This window comes from Virgibacillus pantothenticus (assembly GCF_018075365.1).
GTDB classification, from domain to species: Bacteria; Bacillota; Bacilli; order Bacillales; family Amphibacillaceae; genus Virgibacillus; species Virgibacillus pantothenticus.
In genome coordinates this window covers 2,310,010-2,333,722 of sequence record NZ_CP073011.1, presented here as the reverse complement: position 1 = coordinate 2,333,722, position 23,713 = coordinate 2,310,010, and the positions used below count along the sequence as shown (strand labels likewise).

Annotated in this window: 20 protein-coding genes and 1 pseudogene; 16 read left to right on the top strand and 5 right to left on the bottom strand. The window is 35.8% G+C overall.

Translation table 11 applies throughout. The annotated features are described in order from the left end of the window. The first annotated feature begins 19 nt into the window (after nucleotides 1-19). The 15 genes from essC (at nucleotide 20) to KBP50_RS10910 (ending at nucleotide 14,244) form a co-directional block, all read left to right on the top strand. The gene (gene essC / locus KBP50_RS10975; RefSeq protein WP_050353520.1) at nucleotides 20-4,495 is read left to right on the top strand and encodes a type VII secretion protein EssC; all 4,476 of its coding nucleotides are present in this window, start codon (nucleotides 20-22) and stop codon (nucleotides 4,493-4,495) included. 25 nt (nucleotides 4,496-4,520) lie between these two features. Beyond that, nucleotides 4,521-4,817 (top strand): DUF4176 domain-containing protein, encoded by a 297-nt coding sequence (locus tag KBP50_RS10970; protein ID WP_050352523.1) that lies wholly within the window; start codon nucleotides 4,521-4,523, stop codon nucleotides 4,815-4,817. A gap of 16 nt (nucleotides 4,818-4,833) precedes the next feature. Then, entirely contained in the window at nucleotides 4,834-5,226 is a 393-nt protein-coding gene (locus KBP50_RS10965; RefSeq protein WP_050352524.1) for a hypothetical protein, read from the top strand. 16 nt (nucleotides 5,227-5,242) lie between these two features. Then, nucleotides 5,243-5,536: a hypothetical protein gene (locus tag KBP50_RS10960; RefSeq protein WP_050352525.1), complete on the top strand. Its 294-nt coding sequence runs from the start codon at nucleotides 5,243-5,245 to the stop codon at nucleotides 5,534-5,536. A gap of 10 nt (nucleotides 5,537-5,546) precedes the next feature. After that, nucleotides 5,547-5,828: a hypothetical protein gene (locus KBP50_RS10955; RefSeq protein ID WP_050352526.1), complete on the top strand. Its 282-nt coding sequence runs from the start codon at nucleotides 5,547-5,549 to the stop codon at nucleotides 5,826-5,828. A 69-nt stretch (nucleotides 5,829-5,897) separates the two neighbouring features. Then, entirely contained in the window at nucleotides 5,898-7,328 is a 1,431-nt protein-coding gene (locus KBP50_RS10950; protein ID WP_050352527.1) for a hypothetical protein, read from the top strand. Between the two features lie 79 nt (nucleotides 7,329-7,407). After that, nucleotides 7,408-8,235 carry a hypothetical protein gene (locus KBP50_RS10945; protein WP_050352528.1) on the top strand — a complete coding sequence of 276 codons (828 nt, stop codon included), beginning with the start codon at nucleotides 7,408-7,410 and terminating at the stop codon, nucleotides 8,233-8,235. A 126-nt stretch (nucleotides 8,236-8,361) separates the two neighbouring features. Further along, nucleotides 8,362-8,553 (top strand): hypothetical protein, encoded by a 192-nt coding sequence (locus KBP50_RS10940; protein ID WP_050352529.1) that lies wholly within the window; start codon nucleotides 8,362-8,364, stop codon nucleotides 8,551-8,553. Nucleotides 8,554-8,598: 45 nt separating this feature from the next. Beyond that, nucleotides 8,599-8,985: a hypothetical protein gene (locus KBP50_RS22105; protein WP_050352530.1), complete on the top strand. Its 387-nt coding sequence runs from the start codon at nucleotides 8,599-8,601 to the stop codon at nucleotides 8,983-8,985. Between the two features lie 594 nt (nucleotides 8,986-9,579). After that, complete coding sequence (locus tag KBP50_RS10930) at nucleotides 9,580-9,831, top strand: hypothetical protein (protein ID WP_175609402.1); 252 nt, start codon at nucleotides 9,580-9,582, stop codon at nucleotides 9,829-9,831. Nucleotides 9,832-9,864: 33 nt separating this feature from the next. Next, nucleotides 9,865-10,476, top strand: a complete 612-nt coding sequence (locus tag KBP50_RS10925) for a hypothetical protein (protein ID WP_050352531.1) — start codon at nucleotides 9,865-9,867, stop codon at nucleotides 10,474-10,476. A gap of 165 nt (nucleotides 10,477-10,641) precedes the next feature. After that, nucleotides 10,642-11,466: a hypothetical protein gene (locus tag KBP50_RS10920; RefSeq protein WP_050352532.1), complete on the top strand. Its 825-nt coding sequence runs from the start codon at nucleotides 10,642-10,644 to the stop codon at nucleotides 11,464-11,466. 491 nt (nucleotides 11,467-11,957) lie between these two features. After that, the gene (locus KBP50_RS10915) at nucleotides 11,958-12,494 is read left to right on the top strand and encodes a hypothetical protein (protein ID WP_236691427.1); all 537 of its coding nucleotides are present in this window, start codon (nucleotides 11,958-11,960) and stop codon (nucleotides 12,492-12,494) included. 126 nt (nucleotides 12,495-12,620) lie between these two features. Further along, nucleotides 12,621-12,746: a hypothetical protein gene (locus KBP50_RS22485; protein WP_280528738.1), complete on the top strand. Its 126-nt coding sequence runs from the start codon at nucleotides 12,621-12,623 to the stop codon at nucleotides 12,744-12,746. Nucleotides 12,747-12,990: 244 nt separating this feature from the next. Next, nucleotides 12,991-14,244: a DUF5068 domain-containing protein gene (locus KBP50_RS10910; RefSeq protein WP_072742182.1), complete on the top strand. Its 1,254-nt coding sequence runs from the start codon at nucleotides 12,991-12,993 to the stop codon at nucleotides 14,242-14,244. Between the two features lie 594 nt (nucleotides 14,245-14,838). On the opposite strand, the pseudogene KBP50_RS10905 reads toward KBP50_RS10910, so the two are convergent. Then, a pseudogene (locus KBP50_RS10905) lies at nucleotides 14,839-15,517 on the bottom strand (acetamidase/formamidase family protein); the annotation flags it as partial. A gap of 172 nt (nucleotides 15,518-15,689) precedes the next feature. Here KBP50_RS10905 and KBP50_RS10900 point away from each other — a divergent pair. Continuing rightward, a complete protein-coding gene (locus KBP50_RS10900) occupies nucleotides 15,690-16,739 on the top strand; it encodes a 2,3-butanediol dehydrogenase (protein ID WP_050352533.1) in 1,050 nt (349 codons plus the stop codon). Between the two features lie 297 nt (nucleotides 16,740-17,036). Here the strand turns inward: KBP50_RS10900 and KBP50_RS10895 are convergent, their stop codons facing one another. The 4 genes from KBP50_RS10895 to KBP50_RS10880 all read right to left on the bottom strand — a co-directional run bounded on the left by KBP50_RS10895 (nucleotide 17,037) and on the right by KBP50_RS10880 (nucleotide 23,682). Continuing rightward, on the bottom strand, nucleotides 17,037-18,377 hold the full coding sequence (locus KBP50_RS10895; RefSeq protein ID WP_050352534.1) for an APC family permease: 1,341 nt from the start codon (nucleotides 18,375-18,377) through the stop codon (nucleotides 17,037-17,039). A gap of 12 nt (nucleotides 18,378-18,389) precedes the next feature. Then, entirely contained in the window at nucleotides 18,390-20,084 is a 1,695-nt protein-coding gene (locus KBP50_RS10890) for an FAD-dependent oxidoreductase (protein ID WP_050352535.1), read from the bottom strand. A gap of 261 nt (nucleotides 20,085-20,345) precedes the next feature. After that, a complete protein-coding gene (locus KBP50_RS10885) occupies nucleotides 20,346-21,650 on the bottom strand; it encodes a YeeE/YedE family protein (protein WP_050352536.1) in 1,305 nt (434 codons plus the stop codon). A gap of 808 nt (nucleotides 21,651-22,458) precedes the next feature. Continuing rightward, the gene (locus tag KBP50_RS10880) at nucleotides 22,459-23,682 is read right to left on the bottom strand and encodes a dicarboxylate/amino acid:cation symporter (protein ID WP_050352537.1); all 1,224 of its coding nucleotides are present in this window, start codon (nucleotides 23,680-23,682) and stop codon (nucleotides 22,459-22,461) included. Nucleotides 23,683-23,713: the final 31 nt, after the last annotated feature.

The following is a 23,713-nucleotide window of genomic DNA, read 5'->3' as shown; positions in this document are numbered from 1 at the left end:
AGTGGCAAACAAAATACTCATGGTTACCTATAAAAATCAATTGCATAAATGCCATTTACCGGAAAAGGAACATAAGGAAGTGATAATAGGTAATGATTGGTCGGATAGCATGACTTTTCTGGGATTGGATCAATCATTTCGTATTAATTGGGACGGCAATGAAGCCTTTGTCGGTAAAAATAAACTAGAAACACAGATGTCCATTCCAGTTGCAGATCATTTAATGGAATTGAGTTTGTTAGACGCTAAGAAAAGCTATGCATATGATATTGCCGGCAGAAATATAGTTACGATTGGAAGCAATAGCTATGATGATATACTGCTGCCAGACGCTTCAGCTGATCTTGTATTGCATAGACAGGATGACGGTATGTCATTTAAGTTAGCGAATCAAGGTACGACGGTCTATCATAATTTTATGGCAGTCGATCGGCAAACGGTTATTTTTCCAGGTGATCAGTTATTTATGGATGGCACCATTATTTATGTAGGTAAAGATGACCTGCAAGTGATGACTTCAAAACAGCAATTGACAAGTAAGCTAGTGGAATTGGTGGAAGTGGTTACCCCATATAGTGGAGAATATCCAGATTACCATCGGTCACCACGAATTATTTATCGTGAACCAGAGGAAGATCGCACGATAGCGAAACCAGCTCACAAACCGTCAAAGCCTAGTGAACAATTGGCAAGGACCATTGTTCCGCCAATTGTGATGGTGGTAGCACTCGTTGTTATTTCACTTATTCAGCCTAGAGGTATTTACATATTAGTTATGCTATCGATAACGGTTGTGACGATTATATTTTCGATTACTTCCTATATGAAAAGCGTTAAAAAGTACAAAGAGGATATGAAGCACCGCGAAGAAACCTATAAGGCATACTTACAGCGTAAAACGAAAGAATTGCACTTAGTGAGTGAAGAGCAGCGATACGCTTTATTTTATCATTATCCAGCTGTCGACACGATAAGGGAGATGGCTAAAAATGTGGAAGCGAGAATCTATGAAAAGACCATGTACCAGCATGATTTTCTTCATTTCCGTGCTGGCTTAGGAACGGTTCCATCTAGTTTTAAAATTGATTTTAACGATGAAGAATTTACGCAAGAGAAAGATGAACTTGTTGATCAAGCAAGAGAGCTGTTATCGCAATATCAAGAAATAGAAAACGTACCTGTGGTGACATCACTAACGAAAGGACCGGTGGGGTATATTGGTCATCGGCCGCTTGTTTTAGAACAGCTGCAGTTATTAGTGACCCAAATTGCGTTGTTTCATAGCTATCATGACGTTCAGTTTATTACGATCTTTCCAGAGGAAGAAAAGCAGGAATGGGATTGGATGCGCTGGCTGCCGCATGCGAGTTTAAGAGATGTGAATGTGCGTGGTTTTGTCTATCACGAGCGTTCTCGTGACCAAGTCCTTCATTCCTTGTATCAATTATTGAAAGAACGTAAGCAGACAATCGATGAAAAGACGAACAAAAACGAAAAAATTTATTTTTCTCCACATTATATCGTGCTTATCACAGACGAAAAGATGATATTGGATCATATTGTCATGGAATTTTTTAATGAAGATCCAAGTGAAATTGGCGTCTCCCTCATATTTGTTCAAGATGTGATGCAGGCACTACCAGAACATGTAAAAACAGTTATTGATATACGTGATGCAAAGCATGGAAACATTTTACTGGAAGAGGGCGAATTAGTAAATAAAAAATTTCACCTAGACCACTATCCAGATGGTTTCGATAAACAAGAAATTACTCGTGCGTTAGCGCCAATAAATCATTTACAGAATCTAAAAAATTCCATACCTGAAAAAGTAACCTTTTTAGAAATGTACGGGGTGGAGAATGTAAATGACCTCAACATTGAACAGCGTTGGGGTGTGAATGAAACTTATAAGAGCTTAGCAGTTCCATTAGGACTTCGGGGTAAAGAAGATATTGTGCAATTAAACTTACACGAAAAAGCTCACGGACCACATGGGCTCGTTGCGGGTACGACAGGTTCCGGTAAGTCAGAAATTATCCAATCCTATATTCTATCGTTAGGTATTAATTTTCACCCTTACGAAGTTGCCTTTTTACTTATAGATTATAAGGGTGGTGGAATGGCGAATTTATTTAATGATATGCCACATTTGTTAGGGACGATTACGAACTTGGATAAAGCTCAATCGATGCGAGCGCTTGCTTCGATTAAAGCAGAACTGCAAAAACGACAGCGGCTTTTTGGCGAGCATAATGTAAATCATATCAACCAATATCAAAAGCTTTATAAGCAAGGAAAAGCAAGTGAAGCAATGCCACACCTCTTTTTGATTTCCGATGAATTCGCGGAGTTAAAATCAGAACAGCCGGACTTTATGAAAGAGCTCGTATCCACTGCAAGAATTGGGCGTTCCCTTGGCATCCATCTTATACTCGCAACGCAAAAGCCAAGCGGTGTTGTCGATGACCAAATTTGGTCAAACTCCAAGTTTAAATTGGCGTTAAAAGTACAAAATGCGAGTGATTCGAATGAAATCTTAAAAACACCCGACGCAGCTGAAATCACATTACCAGGGCGTGCCTACTTACAAGTCGGAAACAATGAAATTTATGAGCTATTCCAAAGTGCATGGAGCGGTGCTGATTATGTGCCTGATAAGGATGATCATGAATTCGTAGATACAACGATTTATGCGATTAATGATCTAGGTCAGTATGATATCCTGACCGAGGATTTAAGTGGCTTGGCGAATAAAAAGGACGTAGAGAAAAAACCAACCGAATTGGAAGCCGTTATCGACTATATTGCTGCTTACACAGAAAAGTGCCAAATTGACCCACTTCCAAGACCGTGGTTGCCGCCGTTACCTGAACGAATATTACCAAAAGAAATGCACGATATTCATTTTAAGGAAGCTTGGCAAGCAGAAGGCAAGAAGCGACTTGTCGTTACATTAGGTCTATTAGATCAGCCAGAGCTACAATCACAATCGCCACTCACACTTGATTTAACGAGGCACGGGCATATTGCTGTTTTCTCAAGTCCGGGTTACGGAAAATCGACCTTTCTGCAAACAGTTGTTATGAATCTTGTACATCAGCATCGGCCAGAGCATTTGCATATGTATTTATTAGATTTTGGAACGAACGGTTTATTGCCATTAAAACCGTTGCCACATGTTGCCGATACAATGCTTTTGGATGAGGAAGAGAAAATAGCCAAATTTATCCGTCTTATGAATGGGAAGATGAAGGAACGCAAGCAGAAGCTAAGCAGCTTTGGAGTGGCAAGTATAGAAATGTATGAAAAAGCGAGCGGAGATATCGTAGAAAATCAATTGATTGTTATTGATAATTATGATTCTGTCCGTGAGGCAGCATTCTCCGATGAATTTGAAAAGCTAATTACACAAATTGCTAGAGAAGGAGCAAGTGTGGGAATACATTTAGCGATTAGTGCTGGGCGACAAAGTGCCATGCGTATGCCGTTAATATCCAATATTAAAACGCAAATTCCACTTTATTTAATTGAAGAAACGGAAGCACGTGGAATTGTCGGCAGAACAGATATTGAAATTGAAGAAATCCCAGGAAGAGGACTCATTAAGCTAGAAGAACCCACATTATTCCAGACGATGCTTCCTGCAGAAGGAGAAGAAACGTTAGCAGTTATTGATGGCATTCAAGCAACCGCAAAAGCAATGGAAGAATTCTGGGATGGCGATTTGCCAGAAGAAATCCCGATGATGCCTGAAGTAATACAAATGGAGCAATATCGAGATAGTAGGGCGTTTAAAAAGGCAATCAAGCAAGAAAAATTACCAGTTGGATTGGAGTACCAAGACGTACAGCTTTGTTCACATCACTTTAGAAAAGATGGGCATTTGATTGTGTTTTCCGATGATCAAAATAATTTGTCCCATGCTACTGTCAGCATTTTAGAACAACTTTGTGAACTAAAAAGTAAGAGATCATTGATATATTTAATCGATCCAGATTACGATTTTATAAAATATAAGGGTAAAGTGGATCATACAATTGCTGATGAAAATACAATTAATGATTTCATTACCCAATGGTTAAAAGAAATAACGAAGCGAAATAATTTGTTGATAAAAGCTAGACAAAGCGGGGAATTAGAGAACCCTTTAAAAAACTTGAAACAACATTATGTATTTATACCGAGTTTTGACTCAGTTACTAAACTAGTCGATATGAAGAGCGGAGACGCGGACACGTTAATTGATAAAGGAAAAGATGTAGGTATCTATTTTGTTATTTGCTCATTGGAGAATCAATTTACTTACCCGAATAACGAATTAGCACAAGCTACAAAGCGAAAAATGGATGCGGCTATTATTGCAATGAAAATGAGTGATCAATCCTATTTCTCAAGTAATTATATTAGAGGGGAAAAAAGACTTTCTCAAGATCAAGCCTATTACTATCTAAAAGGAAACTATCAATTAATTCAAATGCCTCGAATTAATTAATAATCATAAAAAGGGGAAATGAAAGATGGAAGAATTATTACCATTAGGGACAATTGTTTATTTGGAAAACGGCACGAAGAAAATTATGGTTGTAGGACGTGGGGCAGTCATGGAGGATGAAGACACTGGGGAGGACGTATACTTTGATTATATGGGGACGCCTTACCCAGAAGGCATTGATCCGGAAAACGCAATTTTTTTTAATGAAGATAATGTTGATGAAGTTTTATTTACAGGATTTAAAGATGAGGAAGAGAAAAGGTTTCAAAAGTTATATAAAGAATGGGAAGATGGTTTATCCATTGATAAAAAACTAGTTTAGTAAAAGAGGTGTAAGTATGGATTATACTGCACGTATTCAAAAATTACAAAGCCTTAAAAATGCTATTGTAAGCAAGGCAATTCATTCTGTTAATGATGTTATAGGATTTAATGAAAGCATTGATAGCTGGAAAGGTGGTAGTTCACAAGAAGGGTACTGCAAAGTAGTGAATGAAACTAAGCGTCTGGTAGATGATATACATGCTACAAAAGATGAAGTTCTTACCGCAATATCCAAACGTATTGCAAGTTTAGAAGCTAATATTGAAACACAATATCATGCGAATAAACATATTCTTACAGCAAATTATGATGAAGATGAATCAGAAAATCGAAGTAAAAAACGCAGAATAATTAATGAGAGGAATTTGGACTCTACGGTGAAATCAAGGTTATTAGCGAGAATTTAAGTTGGGAGGGTTGTTCGTGAAAGGGGAGATAAAGATAGATGGAGGTGCGATCACTCCATCTTTAAGTGATCTTAAGAAGAACTTAGAGAAATTTGAAACAGAACTCATTGATCTTGCAAAAACAATGGTGACTATTAAAAGTGAATTATCAGGGAAAACATATACGAAATTAAATGTAACAGTGAATAGTCTTATTGATCAACAAACGGGGTTATTGGCACATGAACAATTAATTAAAGAAGAAATTGAAAGTTATTTACAAGACATGCATTCCAAAGAAAAGGAATCAAAAAGTAACTTTAACGTGTAGGATGTGAACAATGGTGGCTGAAATTAAACATAAACGTGAAGCTGTAGACGGTGTACTAAAGAAAATGGATCAACTTAGAACAACTGTAGAAAATTTGGGATTAATATTGGGTCGTCTTGCAAACGAAATACAAGCAAACTTTGCTGGTGAGGCAAAAGAAAGTGTTGTTACCCTTTTGAATGATGAGGTTAAAAATATTAAAAAGGAAAGCGAAAACTGGCAAGCTCTTTATGAGCAAGCAGAATTTGTTGCAAATAAATTTGAAGAACAAGATGAGAAGATTATTCACTAAATGAGTGAATACTGAAGAGTTGGGTAATGTAGGTTTCGAACAGGGAATTATAGATGAAGGGGTGGTATAATGACAAGCTCGGAAGCTAACTTTACATTTCCTGCTTCAATTTATTATCAACGTTCAAATGATTTTAAGAAAAGAGTTGAAGGCTTCGTAGATGAAATGGAAAACAATTTTTTTAGGGTTATCCAATCAAAAGCTAGCTCATTGGATTTCAGTGACAGAGCTTATATTTTAGATCCAAGTGATCAGGGCTTAAAAAAAATGAAGGATCTAAAAGATAAGTACTTAAAGAAATTACATGATATGCAAAATGAAAGCTCACAAAACCCAATGTACCCGTTGACCCAATGCGATGAGAAATACAGTAAGACGTTCGAGAGGTATTTAGAGGGAAAAAACACACAAGTAATTAATAGACAAGTAGAAGCACTTGAAACCAAAGTCGGTGATGCAGTTTTAGAGCAATATCAAAATTTAACCAAAGAAGAACTAGAAACTAACCATAGTGATATGGCTGAAATCCTTAAAACAGTGTTTGGGAATGACTGGTATGCAAGATTTACTCAAGTTGCTGGAGTGGCAGATTTCATTAATAATTACTCGGTAAAGGTAGATGCATTTGCAAAACATCATCCAAAAAAAGCAGCTATTTTGTTAAAAGCAATGGAACAGTCTGATGAATTTACTCACTTTCTTCGTAGCACGGAGAAGCTAAGTAATAAATTAAAATCTATGCCTTATATGGGAAGTGCAATAAACAAAGTCGGAAAGGTAAGTAAATGGGCGGAGAGATTAAAGCAATTAGGTCTTGGTAGGTATTTAGGTTTTGCTGAAAAATTTTTAGGCGCGGGAGTAAAGGCTGGCTGGGTTGGAACAGGCGTCTCTGTTGGCTTAAGTGCTTATTATAATGTGAAAAATGAGGAAGTTTCAAACAACTTTAAAGAAGGTAAGGCAATACGAGGCAGTACGAAGGTAGTAGTAGGCACAGCAATTGATACGGTGCAAAAATTTGGAGTTGTAGATGGTTTGGTAGGAGGATTTTTAGTCGGTGGTCCTAAGATAGCTATTTTAGGCGGAGGATTAGGATTGTTGAATAAAGCGGCTCAATTTATTGCGCCAAGTAGTTATAAAAAATTAAAATCACTTTCCTTTAAAGGTATAGATGTTACATTTGATTTTGGAACAAAGACATGGAAGAATGTGAAATCCACTGCTAGTAATGCTTGGTCAGGCGCCAGATTAATCAGAAAATCGATTGGGAAAAGCTTATATAGAGATTATAAAAATGTAATGATAACTAAAAAAATAGCTGCGTCTAAAATAAATTCTTATAAAAAAACAGTTGGCATTGGTTTCAAGGCTGTAAGTAAAGTTGTAAAAGCAGATGTAAATAAGGCTGTTTCTAAAGTCAAATCAAAAGGCGAATCGATAGGGAAAGCTGTAAAAGGTGGATTAAATTCATTAAAGCGTGGGATTGCGTCTTTTATAGGTTGATTATGGTTCATTAAGTAAAATTTAATTTGAAATCTAACTATTCATTAATTTATATTATAAAATCAGAAAGGGTGAAAGAATGGAAAGCGTATTTAATGGAACATTTTCTCAAGTAGAAGAAACTGTTAGTGAAAGTTTTGCAAAGAATTCAATTGATACAATTAAACAATTTAATTTATTAAAAGGATTATTATTTACAGGTTTTTGTATTGGCTTAGGATCCTATGCTTTATATGGTGTAAGTATTTATATAAGCAACATTATGAATCAAGCCACAATACCACTTGATGAAAGTAATGAATTTATCACTATATTTGATAACATCTGGTACATGCATATTCAGTCTATTTTAATTCTAGCAGTAGTGATTGGTGCGTTTGTATATAGAAAGAAAGATAACATTAAAGGTTTTTTTGTATACAACACGTTTTTGACTATGTTCCTACTTTTGTTTATGATTTTCTTTTTTAAAGTAACACAGTTGCTAGTATATAGTTCTTCATTACGTTTGATCTATACAGGATTATTTATAATCAGTTATATATATATATTTATAAGAAGTTACCAAAATACAAAAAAAATGGTACATGGTACAAAAAAGAAAAGATCAGCATTAGTTGAGTGGTTTAGTAGGAATAGAAAAAATATTACTAGTTTATTAATTGGTGTTGGAGGCTTGTATTACCTATCGAAAGTTATTTTCACTGAGGCAAATGATTTAGAAACAAGAATTATTGGATCATTGATTGATTTTCTCCCTTTAGCGGTATGTTTAGTATCTTTTTCATTTTTATATTTTAACAGTGTCGCAATTAGAAGTTACTATTTATATAAGTATTCGGAAGAGTTTAGGAAAAAGTTTGGATTTGATAAGAAAGATTGGTATGGGGAGAAATATCAGGGGTAAATAGATATAGATTGTTACGGAAAAGATGTATTGCACGAATTTAGAGTAAGATAAAACGTACTAGTTCAACATTTAATGGCAATGCTGTCGAACCCGTAATGAAATAAGGTGTTAGATACGTTAAAAATGGATGGGTATGTTTATGAAGATAAAGAATATGAAGTTAATGAAGATGAGAACGGTAATTTTTCTAAAGATAGAAATAAGTGTGATCAAAACTTTAAAACAATTTATTCTGTGTACAAAAGACAAAAACTACAGGTGTTTTTGGTTTTACATTATATAAGAGAAACGGTGGATTTTGCATCGGGTTGTTAATAATCCATGTTTTGTTAAAATGTTATTTCGGATTATGGAAAAGAGTTGACCAAACTGAAATTATTAGATCAATTACAAGAAGAAGACTTTGCTGTTTTACGAGGACCTTTTGAATCAGGCAGGCAAAGCCCAAAGAATTTAGCTGTTGCTTTAGTATTGTGCACTTTTATTCAGCCATTAATGTTTTTCTTAACATATGTAGTAGCAGCTGATACAACTATTTACCCTTACAAAGACTTTATAATGGATATACATTTTCTGGATAACAATATTACTTGTAGTCTTTTCTATATTTTTTGCGATTCCAAAAGTATATTTAAAAAACCAAAAGATCCAGTATTTGTTGATCATTCTTGTATCTCAAAACGTAGGTGCCTTTTTTATGTATTTAATCTCATTATTTTTTGTTGGGTTCAGAGAGGCTTAGTTTAGAGGTTACAGAAGATTCTCTTATAAGTTTTACTTTAACCACACTTTTATTGGGGTTACTCGTTTTCATTGTAACTTGTGTAAGGTTTTATTTTTTATTAAAAAAAGGGCATTATAAAGCAGGTACTAAAAAAGATAAACTTAGAAGCAAACTAGAAGGGAAATCATATTTACCAACAGCCATAATTGTAGGAACAGGGTTGGTGTATATCATTCAATATATATCTCGAATTAGTTACACACTTGATATAAATACTATGGTTTTGCTTATAATAGGTTCTTTCCTTTTTTTACCATGCTTTTTGTGTTACCTGAACAATTAGTCATTCTTTACTGTAAATATCGTTTTGAAAGCTTAATTTTGATAAGGATGGAAATCTAAAACCAATGGGTTCGGAAAGGAAGGATGATTGAATTGCAATTTGAAACTCGCTCACTTATTTTTGATAATTTATTAAAATAATCAGTTTGTACCGGAAGAAATTGAGCTAGCCGTAAAAGATTTTCAATCTATTTTGGAGAAGGGAGGATACCATCCAGATGGTAGAATGTTATTTTGAGCGACCCAACAAGTGAGATTATCAGGCAGAAATATTTTTGCCAATCGTTGAAAACAATTTTACAATTCTGGATGAAGAGCAGCAAGCATATTTTCATAGTTACTTTTCTGTAAAGCCAATGATAATGACACGATTAATGGATGATTTTGAAGCAGCATCTCCAGGAAAGTTTTGGGAGCTAATGAATTATATAAGACAGAATGGATTGGAACAGAAACCCCCTGTATTTGTAGAGTATAAGACTAGCCATATGGGAAGATGGTATGTGGAGATAAGTGTAGGAGTTTAAACGTATTAGCCATTGGGGAGGGGGAGATGAAAAATGAAAAAGTTGTTAATGCTTATCACGGTAGCGCTTTTATTTTTATTGGTTGCATGTAGTAATAATTCAAAAGAAAATGAAAGTGAGCAGCCATCAGAAAATACGGAAGCACAGTCGAATAAGGGTGAAGGAAATGAACAAAAAACGAATGAACATGCTGGAGGGCAAATGAACGACTTGAAATTGGAATTGCAAAAACAGGATATGGATGTGGGGATGACAATTGAAAATAACGAAATATATTCGGTTTTAGATGAAGCAATTAAAGCTGATCCTAAAATGGGAGTCCCAAACGACTTTAGTCTCTATCCGTTTGATATTTCAGTTAACCCCGATGGAAGTAGGTCCATATTATTTTTAGCTATTAATCGTCTAAAAGATCCCATCAAGAATATAACATTTGATATGACATTTGGAAACAAAGAGGGAGAATACATATATGAAAATGAAAAGTTAGTACTAACTGAAGATGAATTTGGTATCCTTAATCCTGATTCCGCAATACCATTCATGCTTGATGTAACACCAGAGCAGGAACAGCTGTTTAATCGTTTAACAAAAGATAACGTGCATTTGGAAAAGGCTAATTTCAAAATGGATGTGGAGGAGTAAGTGTATATATTTTTATCCATTTAATAGACAGCAAGTTTATTTTACACTATAGCGTACAATGTCAAGTACTTTTTTCAAGTGTTTGGTATATAAACATACATACTCTATTTAGCTGAAAAAGGTTTGTTTATCTTGTTAGTTAATATTGAATTTTAGGAGGGTAGAATGAAGAGCATATTTACTGGGTCTTTTTCTCAAGTGGAAGAGACAATAAGCGAGAACTTTATGAAAGATACAATTAACGCTGTAAAAAATTTCAAAATACATAAATTGATTATAGTAATTCTATTTTTTTCAGTTAGTTCTTATGCTGTTTACGGAGTAAGTTTTTTCTTAGCTACCAATATAGATGATTTAGCAGTACCTTTCGACAAAAATAATGAATTCATTTTTGTTTTTTCAAGTATATGGTATATACATATACAGGTTTTTATATTTTTTATCGCTGGATTGGCAGCTTTTATATATAAAGAAAGAAATCATGCGAAAGGTTACTTTCTATTTAACATTTTTTTATCTCTTGGTTGGTTACTATTCTTACTATTTACTTTCAAACTTACACAATTAATGGTAAATAGCTATATATTACGTATGTTATATTCAGTATTATTTTTAAGTGGTTTTGTATTCGTTTTTTTTCAAAGCTATCAAAATGCAAAGAAAATGGTGTATGGTACAAAAAAGAAAAGATCAGCATTGGTTGAGTGGCTTAGCAAAAATAGAAAAAATGTTTTAAGTATACTATTTGGATTTGGAGCTTTATATTATTTAACAAAAGTTATCTCTCCGGAAGTAGATAATTTAGAAACTAGAATAATTGGTTCATTAATTGAATTTGCGCCTTTAGCCGTATGTTTAATATTTTTCACGTTTATATATTTAAATAGTAAACTAATAAGATCGTATTATTTATACAAGTATTCGGAGGAATTTAGGAAGAAATTTGGTATTGCTAAAAAAGATTGGTATGGAGAGAAATACAAGGGTTAAAATGATATGGATTGTTACGGAGATGAAAATGTATTGCATGAATCTAGAGTAAGGTAAAATGGTACTGCATCAAGGGATGATGAAGTGATTCGAGAGTGGAGACTCATAATAGCGTTCATCCAAAAGAAGGAGCAAAGCTTTATAGAGTAAAAATGGAGTTGAAGAATTAGTTCAACATTTAATGGTAAAGTTTTCGAACCCATAATGAAATAAGACAAGAGATATGCTAAAAAATGGGTATCACAGTATTTATAAAGGTAAAGAATATGAAGTTAGTGAGGATGAGAACGATAGTTTTTCAGTAATAACTAAGGATAGAAATAAGTATGGTGAAAGCTTTCAAACAATTTATTCTGGAAATGTGTACAAAAGACAAAAACCATAGATGGTTTAGGCTTCACATTATATATGAGAAAAGATAGAATTTTGCATTAAGTTAATACTAATCCATGTTTTGCTGCTAAAATGTTATTTCGGCGTATGGAAAAGGGTTGATTAAACTGAAATTATTAGACCAATTACAAGAAGAAGGTTTTGCTGTTTTACGAGGCCCTTTCGAATCGGGAAGACAGAGTCCAAATAGTTTAGGAGGAATGTTAACTTTTAGTATACTTTTACAGTTGTTGATGTTTGTATTAACTTATGTAGTTGCTGCAGACTCAACTTATTTTCCATATGCTGACATTGTTTTTGTTATTCATAGTATGGTAACTGCTACACTAATTTTATTATCTATAATTTATTCTTTTCCTAAGGTTTATATGAGTCGACAGAAAACACAATATTTTATAGTTATTTTGGTATCTCAAAATTTATTTGGGCTGTTTTCTTTTACAGGAGCTTTATTTTTTTTAGGAAAAGAACTAAGCATAAATTCTCCATTATTGTTAACCATCACAACGTTGATATTTGGGATACTAATTGTTATTATTACAGTCGCTCGTTTTTATCTTTTATTAAAAAAGGGAGATTATCGAGATGGGTCAAAAAAGGGTCAGTTAAGAAGTAAATTTGAGACTACAACATAGCTACCAACAGTAATTATAGGAAGTACAGGCTTGGTATTTGTTATTCAACACATAATTAGAAATGTGATTTTTTTCGACCTTAATCTGATCATTATAGTTGTAGTGGGTATTGGAGTTTTTTACACCATGCTTTTTGTACTACCTGAACAATTAGTCATTCTCTATTGTAAATACCGTTTTGAAAGTTTTAATTTTGATAAAGACGGAAACCTAAAGCCAATGGGAACGAAAAGGAAGGATGTAATTTATTAATCTATGAGAGAAATTGTAGTAAATGAATCTCGGATAAGAATATGGAAAAGGTTCGTTACCTCTGTGTAGTCAAAGGGGAATCATGGCCGAAAGAACATCTAATAAAAATAGCTATATTGAATAAATCAAAGTTAAGTTCAAAATCTTTGGAATAAGGATAATTTTTGCATAATTAGTAGACTTTCCCAAGTGAATATTATATAATAGATAATGATTTATTTTACTACATATGGAGGGGAATTGTATGATCAGAAAAGGGTTTATGCTATTTGTTGTATTACTTTTTTCGGTATTCATAACTACTGCTTGTGGCAGTGATGAAAAAGAAGAAAAAGATGATACGGCAAATGCTGAGAAGTCAAAAGAGGAAGTAGTCAAAAAAGATGAAGACAATAAAGCTAAAGAACCTAAAAATACGAAGGAAGCTAGCTTTAGTGAGCTAATATCATATATGGAAAAGACGACTGAGGGAACAGCTGATGTATTATATGAAAACAAAGAGCCGCAAACTCACGATATGGAAGGTGTAACATTTACATTAAATAGTTATACACTTGTAGAATTAAATGATTTTCACCGTGATTACAATATTCCATTTGACGATCAAACTAATGGCGGTGTCATTATAGCTCATTATTCGGTTAAAAACGATACAGATAAAGATGTACACTATATGCCGAGTCTCTATATGACATATACTGGTGCAGAAAAAGATATAAATAATTATCAAGAACTTTTACCAAAAGATCAACAGTTGCCTATTTTATTATCACCAGACAATGACTATTTATTAGAAGCGGGTGAGGAAGTTTCGGGTTATTATACATATCCATTTGGAGAAGATCGCTTAAATGATGTTTTAGAAGTTGGCAGCGTCGAAGTTGAGATTCCACTTCCTCAAACAGATAAAGATGATTTTAGCACTTCATTTGGTGAGGAAAAAACATTTAGTTTTCCGTTAGATGCTGAAAATCAAAAGAAGGCTGCTCAAGAAGCTAGTGAAGGATTTTATGAAGATAAAGTAACTGCTGAAAATATGGGCGATAAAGAAATGCTAGAAAGCGAAGAAGGTATCGGAGAAAGCAAAGATATTGATAAAGCGACAGTCACATTAGAAGGATACCAAATTACTAATTTTGTACCTAATGAAGAAGAAGCGCCGCGTTTCCAAGCAGATGAATTGGTTTTATTAACGGTTAAATTTACCATTGATAATGGATACGATGAAGATATTTCCAAAAGCTCTATTTCTTCAACGTTACATTTGAATGATGGGAAACAATGGACATTAAATGAAGGTATGCTGTTACCTTATAAAAATGATGACGTCATATCTGCCAATGATAGTAGTGACCTGTTACAAGTTTTTCTTTTAGATAAAGAACAATACGAAAAAATTTGGAAGGACAAAGCTTTTGAATTAGAAATTGGTCCAATGCGTAATATAGATGGGAAAGACATATCTAAAGGTGCAGAAGCTGAGTTTAAATTGAAATAAACGTTCCACACCTATGAAACAATGCTTTGTCTAAAAACTAGGCGAGATGTAACGATACAATTTTTGTAAACAACATCTTGCTTACCGGTAAAATGCTGCATGGAAAATGGATATCACTGTTCTAGCGCTCCTTAGCTGCAGCACTAAAATTGCGTTAATACATCGGAATGCCTCATTCCACTTGTATGCAGTATAAAGGTTCAAAGCACCATTTGAAAAATAAAACCGACTGAAATCAAGATTTTTAGATTTGATTTCAGTCGGTTTATTCAGTTTAATAGGGTATGGACCTAACGCCCCTACTAATATTGTAATTGACTACACTTACCAAGGCCGCTTTGTTCTCGGCTTTGCTCTTATAGACGTGGATGGCAAATGCTCTTTTTTGACTAATTGCGGTTCTCTTCCACGCTCCATTGCACGTTTTACTTTTTGATCCATCTGAAACGTAATTGGTGGCTTAAGCACGCGTTTGGGAACAGCTTTGCAGGTAGGGCAGAACGTCTCTTGTTTATTGCCTTTATTGCTTTTATGCCATTCCGTAAATTCGCCACAAAGTTGGCAGGAAAATGTATAGCCATACGTATACCTCCATTATGTTGGCAAGATACTCTTCGTAAAAATTTCTTTTGGAATTCCAACTGTGGCACATGTATTTGGTATATCAACAACTCCGGCTAAGTGACCTTGGACTGGAGCAGCAGATAAAAGCATATAAGCTTGCTCACCAGTATATCCCTGGGTTTTGAGAAATTCAATAGCATTTAAACAGGCATTACAGTACGCCACGTTCGCATCTAAATAGGTTTTGCTTGCCGGAGGACTCTACTGATACACCTTGGAAAACAATATATTCGTTATAGTGTGGGTTTACAGGTCCTGGTTGATAGACTGGGTTCGTTTTGATTTGATATTTTTCCATACCACCTTTGATAACATCTACTTGTAATTCAATCCAGCCAGACATTTCGATACCACCGCAAAATGTAATTTCCCCATCACCTTGGGAGAAGTGGAGATCGCCTACAGATAATTTTGCTCCGTCTACAAATACCGGAAAGTATACGCGAGAACCTTTAGATAGGTCTTTAATGTCACAATTGCCACCATTTTCACGAGGGGGTACAGTTCTTGCACCTTCTGTGGCTATGCGGTCGAATTCTGCACCAGTTAAACTTCCTAAAACAACGCTTTCTTCGGTGGGCGGGTTAGCAAGTGGAGGGACGCGGTCTGGATCAGTGGCAATTAAAGCTTTTTCCCGTCTATTCCATTCCAAATTCGGGCTAAAATACCCACAATGACAAAGGTTCACTTTATAAGAAAATAGTTCTAGGTTAAATGTCACGTAAAATTGCTAAATATACACAAAAATGGTTCAAGTCTTATGATACGCTAATATGGAGAGCAATAAGCTTCTATAAAACTATCTTACAGGAGTGAAGGCAATGAAAGCAGCAGTTTGGTATGCAAAAAAAGATATCCGTGTGGAGAATGTTGATGAACCAGTTGTTGAAGCAGGAGAAGTGAAAATCAAAGTAGAATGGGCCGGTATTTGTGGAAGCGATCTTCATGAATATGTTGCTGGACCAATTACCATCCCAACAGAAGCACCTCATCCATTAACAAAAGGTACTGCACCAGTTATTATGGGTCATGAATTTGCCGGAGAGGTAGTAGAAGTTGGGAAAAACGTTACCCAAGTAGCGTTAGGGGATCGAGTTACTGTGGAGCCGATGATTACTTGCGGGAAATGTAAAGCCTGCCGTCAAGGGCGTTATAACCTTTGTGAAGTCATTGCAGCTTTTGGCATGTCTGGTGTTGGTGGAGGCTTCTCAGAGTATACCGTTGTTTCTGAAGACATGGTACATAAAATACCTGAGCATATGAGCTATGAATTAGCTGCTTTAGTTGAACCTACAGCAGTTGCTATGCATGCTGTAAAACTTAGTAACTTAAAGGTTGGGGATACAGTAGCTGTTTTTGGAGCCGGACCAATTGGCTTATTAACGGTACAAGCAAGCTTTTTAGCTGGAGCAAAAAAGGTATTTGCCATTGAATTGTCAGAAGAACGAAGAAAAGTAGCAACCAAGCTTGGGGCAGTTGCTATTAGTCCAGCAGAGAGTGACGTTGCTGAAGAGATCATGAAGCAAACCGCAGGCGATGGAGCTGATATCAGTTTTGAGGCTACAGGTGTTCCTGTAGTATTAGAACAAGCAGTTAATAGCACAAAAATGGGCGGAGAAATTGTTATTGAAAGTCTTTGGGAGTCAAAACCGGAATTGGATGCTAACAGCCTTGTTTTTAAAGAACTTAACTTGATCGGATCGATTGGTTACCGCAATATATTCCCGACAGTGATTGATTTAATTGCTGATGGTAAGCTGGAAGTAAGCGATTTAGTTACGAAAAAAATCGCATTGGATAACATCGTGGAGGAAGGGTTTGAGTCTTTACTGCAAGAAAAATCACAAGTGAAAATATTAATTAAACCGTAATTTAACAAGTGAATAAATTATTCGTTGCTTTGTTTGTGTATTCGTTGGCTGAAAGGGTATGCACGTAATGCCAAAATAATATTTGCGGATACGTATGATATAAATAATAATGCACGCCAACCATTTTATTGCTGTAAGACTCCCACTTCAGGAGTTGGGTAATCTGTACAGCAACAAGTCAAAGTGGAAGATAATGGCACCTAATGCCCAATCGTTCAGAGGGCTTTAGGTGATACCATTACGGTACTAACAAACAGTGGGGGATGAATGAACCCCCACACTGTTTGTAGATTCACTTTATTGGTTGGCGTTCTGTTTCGCAACTTTTTTTGTATAGCTGCGATAATAAAATAAACCAGCAATTCCCCATAGTCCCATGAAAATCAGAGACGGCGTACTTAATTTTCCTGGAGATTGAGGGATAATTAACAGGAGAATAAAACTGATGCTAATGATAATTCCGGTAAATGTTAGCAGTTGGTCCCACCTTGAAGCTGCTTGTTTATAACTAATAAAGCATACGTATAAATAAGCAATCGCTGCTAGAAACGAGGACATATCAACAATATAAATAATAACCTCTCTTCCAAACCAAGGTGCGAGAAGGCTAATACCTGTTATAAAAAAGACGCTGTTAATCGGAACGCCGGCGTTTGTCCGCTTCATATATTTGGGATGGCACAATTTGTATGCAGATAAGGATGATAGCAGATGGCTGCTGCTAATCATAAAGCCGTTAATGCCTCCAGAGACGGCAGTCATTAATGCGATGATTAATAAAATAAAACCAAAGCTTCCGACATGAGTTAACACAGCTTCCCCAAGAGCCCAATCGAGCTGCTTTGTTTGATCAGGTGAGAAGGCAAGTGCTGTGATTACATTTAAAAGGCTGTACGCAATTACTCCGGAAAATACGGAAAGAATCGCTATCCAGGTTGCTTTTTCAGGTTTAAACTTTAATTGGGTAGCTACTTGTGGAATAATATCAAACCCGACAAATAGAAATGGAATAATCGCAATGACTTTTGCTATTTCACCAATGTCAAAATCATAGTTATAAAAATAGTTCGTAGATAAAGTTGTTGAACCTGTATTTAAAAGCATGGCGATAAAAACGATCGCGATATTAATCATTAAAAATAATACCATCACGTTTTGGACATTAGAGCTCTTCCGCAAGCCTCTAATATTTAAAGCTGCAAATAAAATAAGCACGGAGCTTGCTATGAGCACTTCTGAGAAATAAACAGGATATCCAGCAATTTCGTAAAGATACAACCACTCTATGTTTGATCCCAATAAAATTTTAACAATTAATACAAAGGCTGTTGCGTTAAGGGGAACAATGCTTAAATAGCAAAGAATTAAAGCCCAGCCTACAATAAAGCCATGCCCTCTGCCAAGATTCTTATACGTGTAAGAGAAACCACCACCATCTTCAGCATGTTGCTGCATCATAATATGGTAGCCTTTTTGTATAAAAAGAATAGCAAAACCACCTAACAGCAACCCAATAGTTGTATTGATAACCCCAGACTCTGGAAGAAATTTAATGCCGGGTAGCGTAAATGCTCCCCAGCCAATAATAGACCCTAATACTAAGCTTAAAATATCAAAACGGTTCAGTTTATTTCTCATAACATATCATCGTTATTTAAAGTTATAAGCGGTAACGATTTTTTCTCTCCCCGTCATTTGATCAGTATAATATTCATATAAGCAAATGCCTAAATAAGACCCTGAGATATTATATACGTTCTTATAGCCCAAGTGTTGTAATGCCATTACAGCATTGTAGCTACGCTGGGCGGAACGACAGTGCACATATACAGGTTGGTTTTGTGGGATTTCATCTAATCGATCTCTAAATTCACTTAAAGGTATATTCACCGCATTGGTTAAATGACCGCATGCATATTCATGCTTTTCCCTTACGTCCATAATAAATGCATTATTTTCTACCAATTCCCGCGCTTTTGTTACTGGAACTTGCTTGAATTCTCCGTTCAATCGGTTGAGTGCAACTAATGCTGCAAAGTTCACTACATCTTTCGCTGTTCCAAACATTGGGGAATAGCATAGTTCTAGTTCTTTTAAATCTTCTAGCGTTCCACCCATCGTAATCATTGTAGCAATGACATCAACACGCTTATCAACATTTCCTTTTCCGATGGCTTGAGCACCAAGTATTTTCCCTGTAGGGTATTCATAAATCAATTTAAAATGCATTGGATGGCTTTCAGGCATTAAGCCAACTTTATCATTCGGGATAATATAAACAAAATCATAAGCAATACCAGCTCGCTCTGCTTCTTTTTCATTTAGACCAGTAGCTGCGGCGTTTTGATCAAACACATGGATACAGGAGGAGCCAATTACTCCAGTATGACGATGTGGGATACGGTACATATGGTCTGCTGCGGCTCTGGCTTGACGTTGTGCAGGTCCTGCAAGTGCTAGTCTAGTTGGCTGATGTGTCAACTTATGATATACTTCAATCGCATCTCCAACAGCGTAAATATCCGAATCACTCGTAACATAATTGTGATCAACCATAATGCCACCAGTTTGACCAATTTCCAGCCCAGCTTGTTCAGCTAATTTGGTCTCTGGTTTCACACCGATAGCAAGTACAACGGCATCAGCAGCCAATATTTTACCTGATTGTAATTCGATTTGACTAGCTTCGATTTTAGCTAAACCATCATTGACAATTAGGTTAACCCCTTGGTCGATTATTTCTTTGTGCAAAATTTGCGCCATATCATAGTCAAAAGGTGCCATCACTTGATTGCTGAATTCAATTAAGGATACGTCTAACCCAGCTAAACGGAGATTTTCCACAACTTCTATGCCAATAAATCCTCCTCCAATTACGGCAACTTGTTTAACATTATCTTGCTTGACATATGCGTCCAGCTTCGCAATATCGACAACGTTTCGTACGGTAAATACATGGTCCATATCCGTTCCTTGAATAGGTGGAATAATAGGATTTGCTCCTGGAGATAAAACGAGCTTATCATAGCTTTCTTCGTAACTTTCCCCTGTTACGACGGTTTTTACTGTAACCGTTTTATTCTTGCGGTTAATAGAAGTTACTTCACTATTAACGCGTGCTTCAATATTATATTGTTTTTTAAATTGTTTTGGATTCATTAATACAAGATCTTCACTATTTTCAACAATTCCACTTAGGTGAAAAGGTAGCGCACAGTTTGAAAAAGATACATGTGGACCTCTTTCAAACATAATGACTTCCGCATGCTCATCTAATCTTCTTGCTCTTGCGGCGGCAGAAGCTCCTCCTGCAACGCCACCTATAACAACAATTTTTTTACTCATTTTCCATTCTCCTTTATCGCGCGTCATTCAGTCGTTGATTCGACTTTCAAACTGATAGTTATCTGTAACATAGAATAATTTATTTTGTGAAACCTATAACATTACTAGCTAAAAATATAGTACCAAAAACTTAACGCTTTGTACATATACCTGTATAGGTAATTTGGATTTCTTTTTAAAAATTTGATATTTGGTCACAGTTTACCTTTTTAGTGTCCGATTGTGTTTCCGCCATTTGTTATGCAAATGATCTTAGAAGACTTAAAATAAGCGTTTAGCTAACATATTGCCTACAATACCACCTAGTGCTAAAAATAGGAAGAATATCCAGCCTGAGAGCGAATAATTGGCAATAGGGGTAAATAATGCCCCAACATTACATCCGTTTGCAAGTCTAGTTCCTAAACCCATTGTAATGCCACCTAACGCGAACAAAGCTGCTTCTTTTTTACGAATATGCGCTCCTTCTAAGAACATGGTTTTCATTTTACCAGCTGTTAATAGATAGATAATTGTTCCTACTAGAATTCCAAAGTTTTGCACGGAAATCGGGTGTTCAAAAAATGGCAACACAAATGGTTCCGCTGACATTTTTGTAAAAGAAGCAATCGATTCCGGAGAGACACCTAAGAACATTAATAATTTACCAAACCATATACCAAAAGGTGTAGAAGCTCCCCAACCAGCTTTTGTAACACCCATTAATAATACAAACAATATACTGATTACAATTGCTCCTTGTTTCAAGGTCCAAGGCTTAATAAAAATACGATTATATGTTTCTTGGCTGAACAATTTATAATCTTTACTATCAAATTTATTAGGTAACTCCTGCATTTTTTCCGTTTCATGTTCTATATAACGATTTTGTTGCTTTCTTTTTCTTTCATATCGGTAAGCTAAGTAAACAGTTATGCCACAGAATAATGCAGTGGTTAGGATAGCACCTAAATAGCCGCCAAGACCATCCCATTTAAAGAGGTCTGGTAAAAAAACGCCTCCTTGCAGCTGATTCCCTACGGAAGTAGTAAACCAAGAATTAGTAATCCAACTGGCTGTATGTTGAATAGGAAAACCAATAAATATACCCATACCAAAAAATAATAACGTAATTAGTGCTCTAGGGAACCCCGTTGCTAAATCTGTTAAAACGCCTGAAGCACAGCATGAAGAGAAAGCCATTCCAAAACCAAATAATAATCCACCTGCTATTAGACCAAGGTTAATGGGGTTAATCCAAAGATCGTAGCTTGCAGGATTGGAATAAAGTAAAAAAGTGGTCGTTGCTAAGGTAGTAATAAAGAACATTAGAGCCATTGCACGTAGTAATTTTGTAGAACCAGTCTTATAAGCGCGATTAATACTACCAGCAAATCCAGTGTAGGCACGTGTCAAGGTGTAACCAAGCCCTGTACCGATTAATAATCTGAAAAACAGCATATCTGTTTTTAAGAGTACGTTACCTAAAATAAGAACGAAGAAAATTGCAGCTATCCCTAACACGTACTCTATTTTTTGTAAATGCTTACTCTGGATGGCTTGCTGTTTTTTAATTTCTGCTTCCATGTTGTTTTAAACTCCTTTCATTATCATGTGAAACATTTCACATAAATAGTATATAGAGAGAAGGAAAATTTTTCAACAGAATGAACTTCACCTTCAATATTTGTTCATAAGTATACGTATATTTTTCCCGAAATAAAAAGAGGGCGAGTATCTGATAAATTTTGGGAAAGACCATCCCCATTTCCTTGCCACATGGCATTGGGGAAATTAAATGGCGAGGACTAGCTAAACATCAAAAATAAGATTTTAGAGGAGTGTCTTTTTCAAGTAAGAGGGGAAGAAGCGTGGTATGCCTTTACAAGGCTACTGAAAACGGCGATCTTTTACAAAAAGGCGCTTCCAACATATGCTACATAGAAAAATCAGCTTCAATCATCACGGCATGTAATAGCATTTGGCTATCTATTTTTCTTGTTTTATAGTTTTTCACTGCCTTACCATGAGGAGTCTCAGGACTACGTTCGGTAAAGAAGTGCAAGCTTACACCTGGTCCTGTCCATTTACACTAAAAAAGGTTGAGACAAAAGAAAATGCTATATAGCAAAAGCCGAACAATTATAAATATTGTCCGGCTTGTTTGTATTAAAAACTCCTACCATCGCTACGTTAAAATACTTCGCTTTCCGCAGGACCCCTCAGCTTTCTCGGAAAAGCAAACATCGCTTTTCTGGGAGATCTTCAGCTCGTACTGTTCCCAGAGTCTACACATTTTGACTACGCTAAAAACCTGTGTATACACAATAGATCATTTTTGTTCCTCTTTTAGTCAGCTGCTTTGTATTCCAGCCTCGTTCGCATGCTGTTTTGTTTAGGCGGCTCGTTTCCGTTCAGATTTATCAACAACGCAAGCTCCAACGATGTCTCCGATTACGTTGGAGGCAGTACCGGCCATCCCAATTAATGCATCAACACCGGCGATTAATGCTACAATTTCAAGTGGTAAGCCAAACATGCTAAGTACCGCGGATAAAGTTACCAATCCTGCTGCAGGCACACCGGCGGTTCCAATAGAGAGCAGTGTTCCAATGATTACAATTACCAAAAAATCGGTAGGCGAAAGGTTTAAATTCATAATGTTTGCAGCAAAGACCAGTGAAACTCCCATCCGTAATGCTCCGCCATCTGAATTGAAAACAGCACCTAGTGGGAGTGCAAAGTTTGCTGTTGTTTCCGAAATACCTGCTTTTTTAGCAGAGCGGATCGCAATAGGAAGAGAAGCAATGCTGCTCGATGTGAAAAATGCAGTCGTATAGGCTTCTTTCGTTTGCTTAAAAAAAGGAATAACCGGTGTTTTGGATAATTTTAGAAATCCAGCATAAACCAATAACCATAATAACAAAATACCAGCATAAAAAACTGCAGTAAACTTGAATAACGATTGGAATGTTTCCCAGCCTTGACTGCCAAATGCTGTTGCACTAATGGCAAATATACCTATAGGTGCATATAGTAGCACGCCTTGCAAAATCTTGTAAAACATTTCATTTAATGCTGTAAAAAGAGTATTTAATAAGTCGCCGTATTCTTTCATTTTTTTGTCTTCGGAGTAGCGCATGGCGGAAATAGCAACTCCCATAATAACAGCAATAAATAAAATTGCCATTAGATCTCCAGAAGTAAAGGCTGCAAATATGTTTTTAGGTACAATTTGTAACAGTACATCGGAAACACTTGGTGTTTCAGGTTCTTCCACTTGCGTATCCGGTAATGTTAGGCTTGTACCCGGGTTAATCCAAAGAGCTAATGCGAGACCAATTAACACAGCAGCTGCAGTCGTTGCAATATAGTAAAGAATTAGCTTTCCGCCCATTCGTCCAAGTTTTGTAATTTTCATTTGGTTAACTGCAAGTACCACGGTCAGAAATATGACGGGAATAGCAATCAAACTAAGTAAATGAATAAGCAATGTACCTAATGGCTCTAACACGTTTGTTTGGTTTTGGAAGACTACTCCAGCTATGATTCCTAGAACAAATGCAACGGTCATTTTTATTACAAAGGAAGTTTGTTTATATTTTTTCCATATATTCATATTGTTAGATCGCCTTCTTTATCGTTTAATT

Excerpts from the sequence above, each read along its gene's own strand:
- essC (WP_050353520.1), top strand. The coding sequence starts at position 20 with ATGGTTACCTATAAAAATCAATTGCATAAATGCCATTTACCGGAAAAG.
- KBP50_RS10970 (WP_050352523.1), top strand. The coding sequence starts at position 4,521 with ATGGAAGAATTATTACCATTAGGGACAATTGTTTATTTGGAAAACGGC.
- KBP50_RS10965 (WP_050352524.1), top strand. The coding sequence starts at position 4,834 with ATGGATTATACTGCACGTATTCAAAAATTACAAAGCCTTAAAAATGCT.
- KBP50_RS10955 (WP_050352526.1), top strand. The coding sequence starts at position 5,547 with ATGGTGGCTGAAATTAAACATAAACGTGAAGCTGTAGACGGTGTACTA.
- KBP50_RS10950 (WP_050352527.1), top strand. The coding sequence starts at position 5,898 with ATGACAAGCTCGGAAGCTAACTTTACATTTCCTGCTTCAATTTATTAT.
- KBP50_RS10945 (WP_050352528.1), top strand. The coding sequence starts at position 7,408 with ATGGAAAGCGTATTTAATGGAACATTTTCTCAAGTAGAAGAAACTGTT.
- KBP50_RS10940 (WP_050352529.1), top strand. The coding sequence starts at position 8,362 with ATGGATGGGTATGTTTATGAAGATAAAGAATATGAAGTTAATGAAGAT.
- KBP50_RS10925 (WP_050352531.1), top strand. The coding sequence starts at position 9,865 with ATGAAAAAGTTGTTAATGCTTATCACGGTAGCGCTTTTATTTTTATTG.
- KBP50_RS10920 (WP_050352532.1), top strand. The coding sequence starts at position 10,642 with ATGAAGAGCATATTTACTGGGTCTTTTTCTCAAGTGGAAGAGACAATA.
- KBP50_RS22485 (WP_280528738.1), top strand. The coding sequence starts at position 12,621 with ATGCTTTTTGTACTACCTGAACAATTAGTCATTCTCTATTGTAAATAC.
- KBP50_RS10910 (WP_072742182.1), top strand. The coding sequence starts at position 12,991 with ATGATCAGAAAAGGGTTTATGCTATTTGTTGTATTACTTTTTTCGGTA.
- KBP50_RS10900 (WP_050352533.1), top strand. The coding sequence starts at position 15,690 with ATGAAAGCAGCAGTTTGGTATGCAAAAAAAGATATCCGTGTGGAGAAT.
- KBP50_RS10895 (WP_050352534.1), bottom strand. The coding sequence starts at position 18,377 with ATGAGAAATAAACTGAACCGTTTTGATATTTTAAGCTTAGTATTAGGG.
- KBP50_RS10890 (WP_050352535.1), bottom strand. The coding sequence starts at position 20,084 with ATGAGTAAAAAAATTGTTGTTATAGGTGGCGTTGCAGGAGGAGCTTCT.
- KBP50_RS10885 (WP_050352536.1), bottom strand. The coding sequence starts at position 21,650 with ATGGAAGCAGAAATTAAAAAACAGCAAGCCATCCAGAGTAAGCATTTA.
- KBP50_RS10880 (WP_050352537.1), bottom strand. The coding sequence starts at position 23,682 with ATGAATATATGGAAAAAATATAAACAAACTTCCTTTGTAATAAAAATG.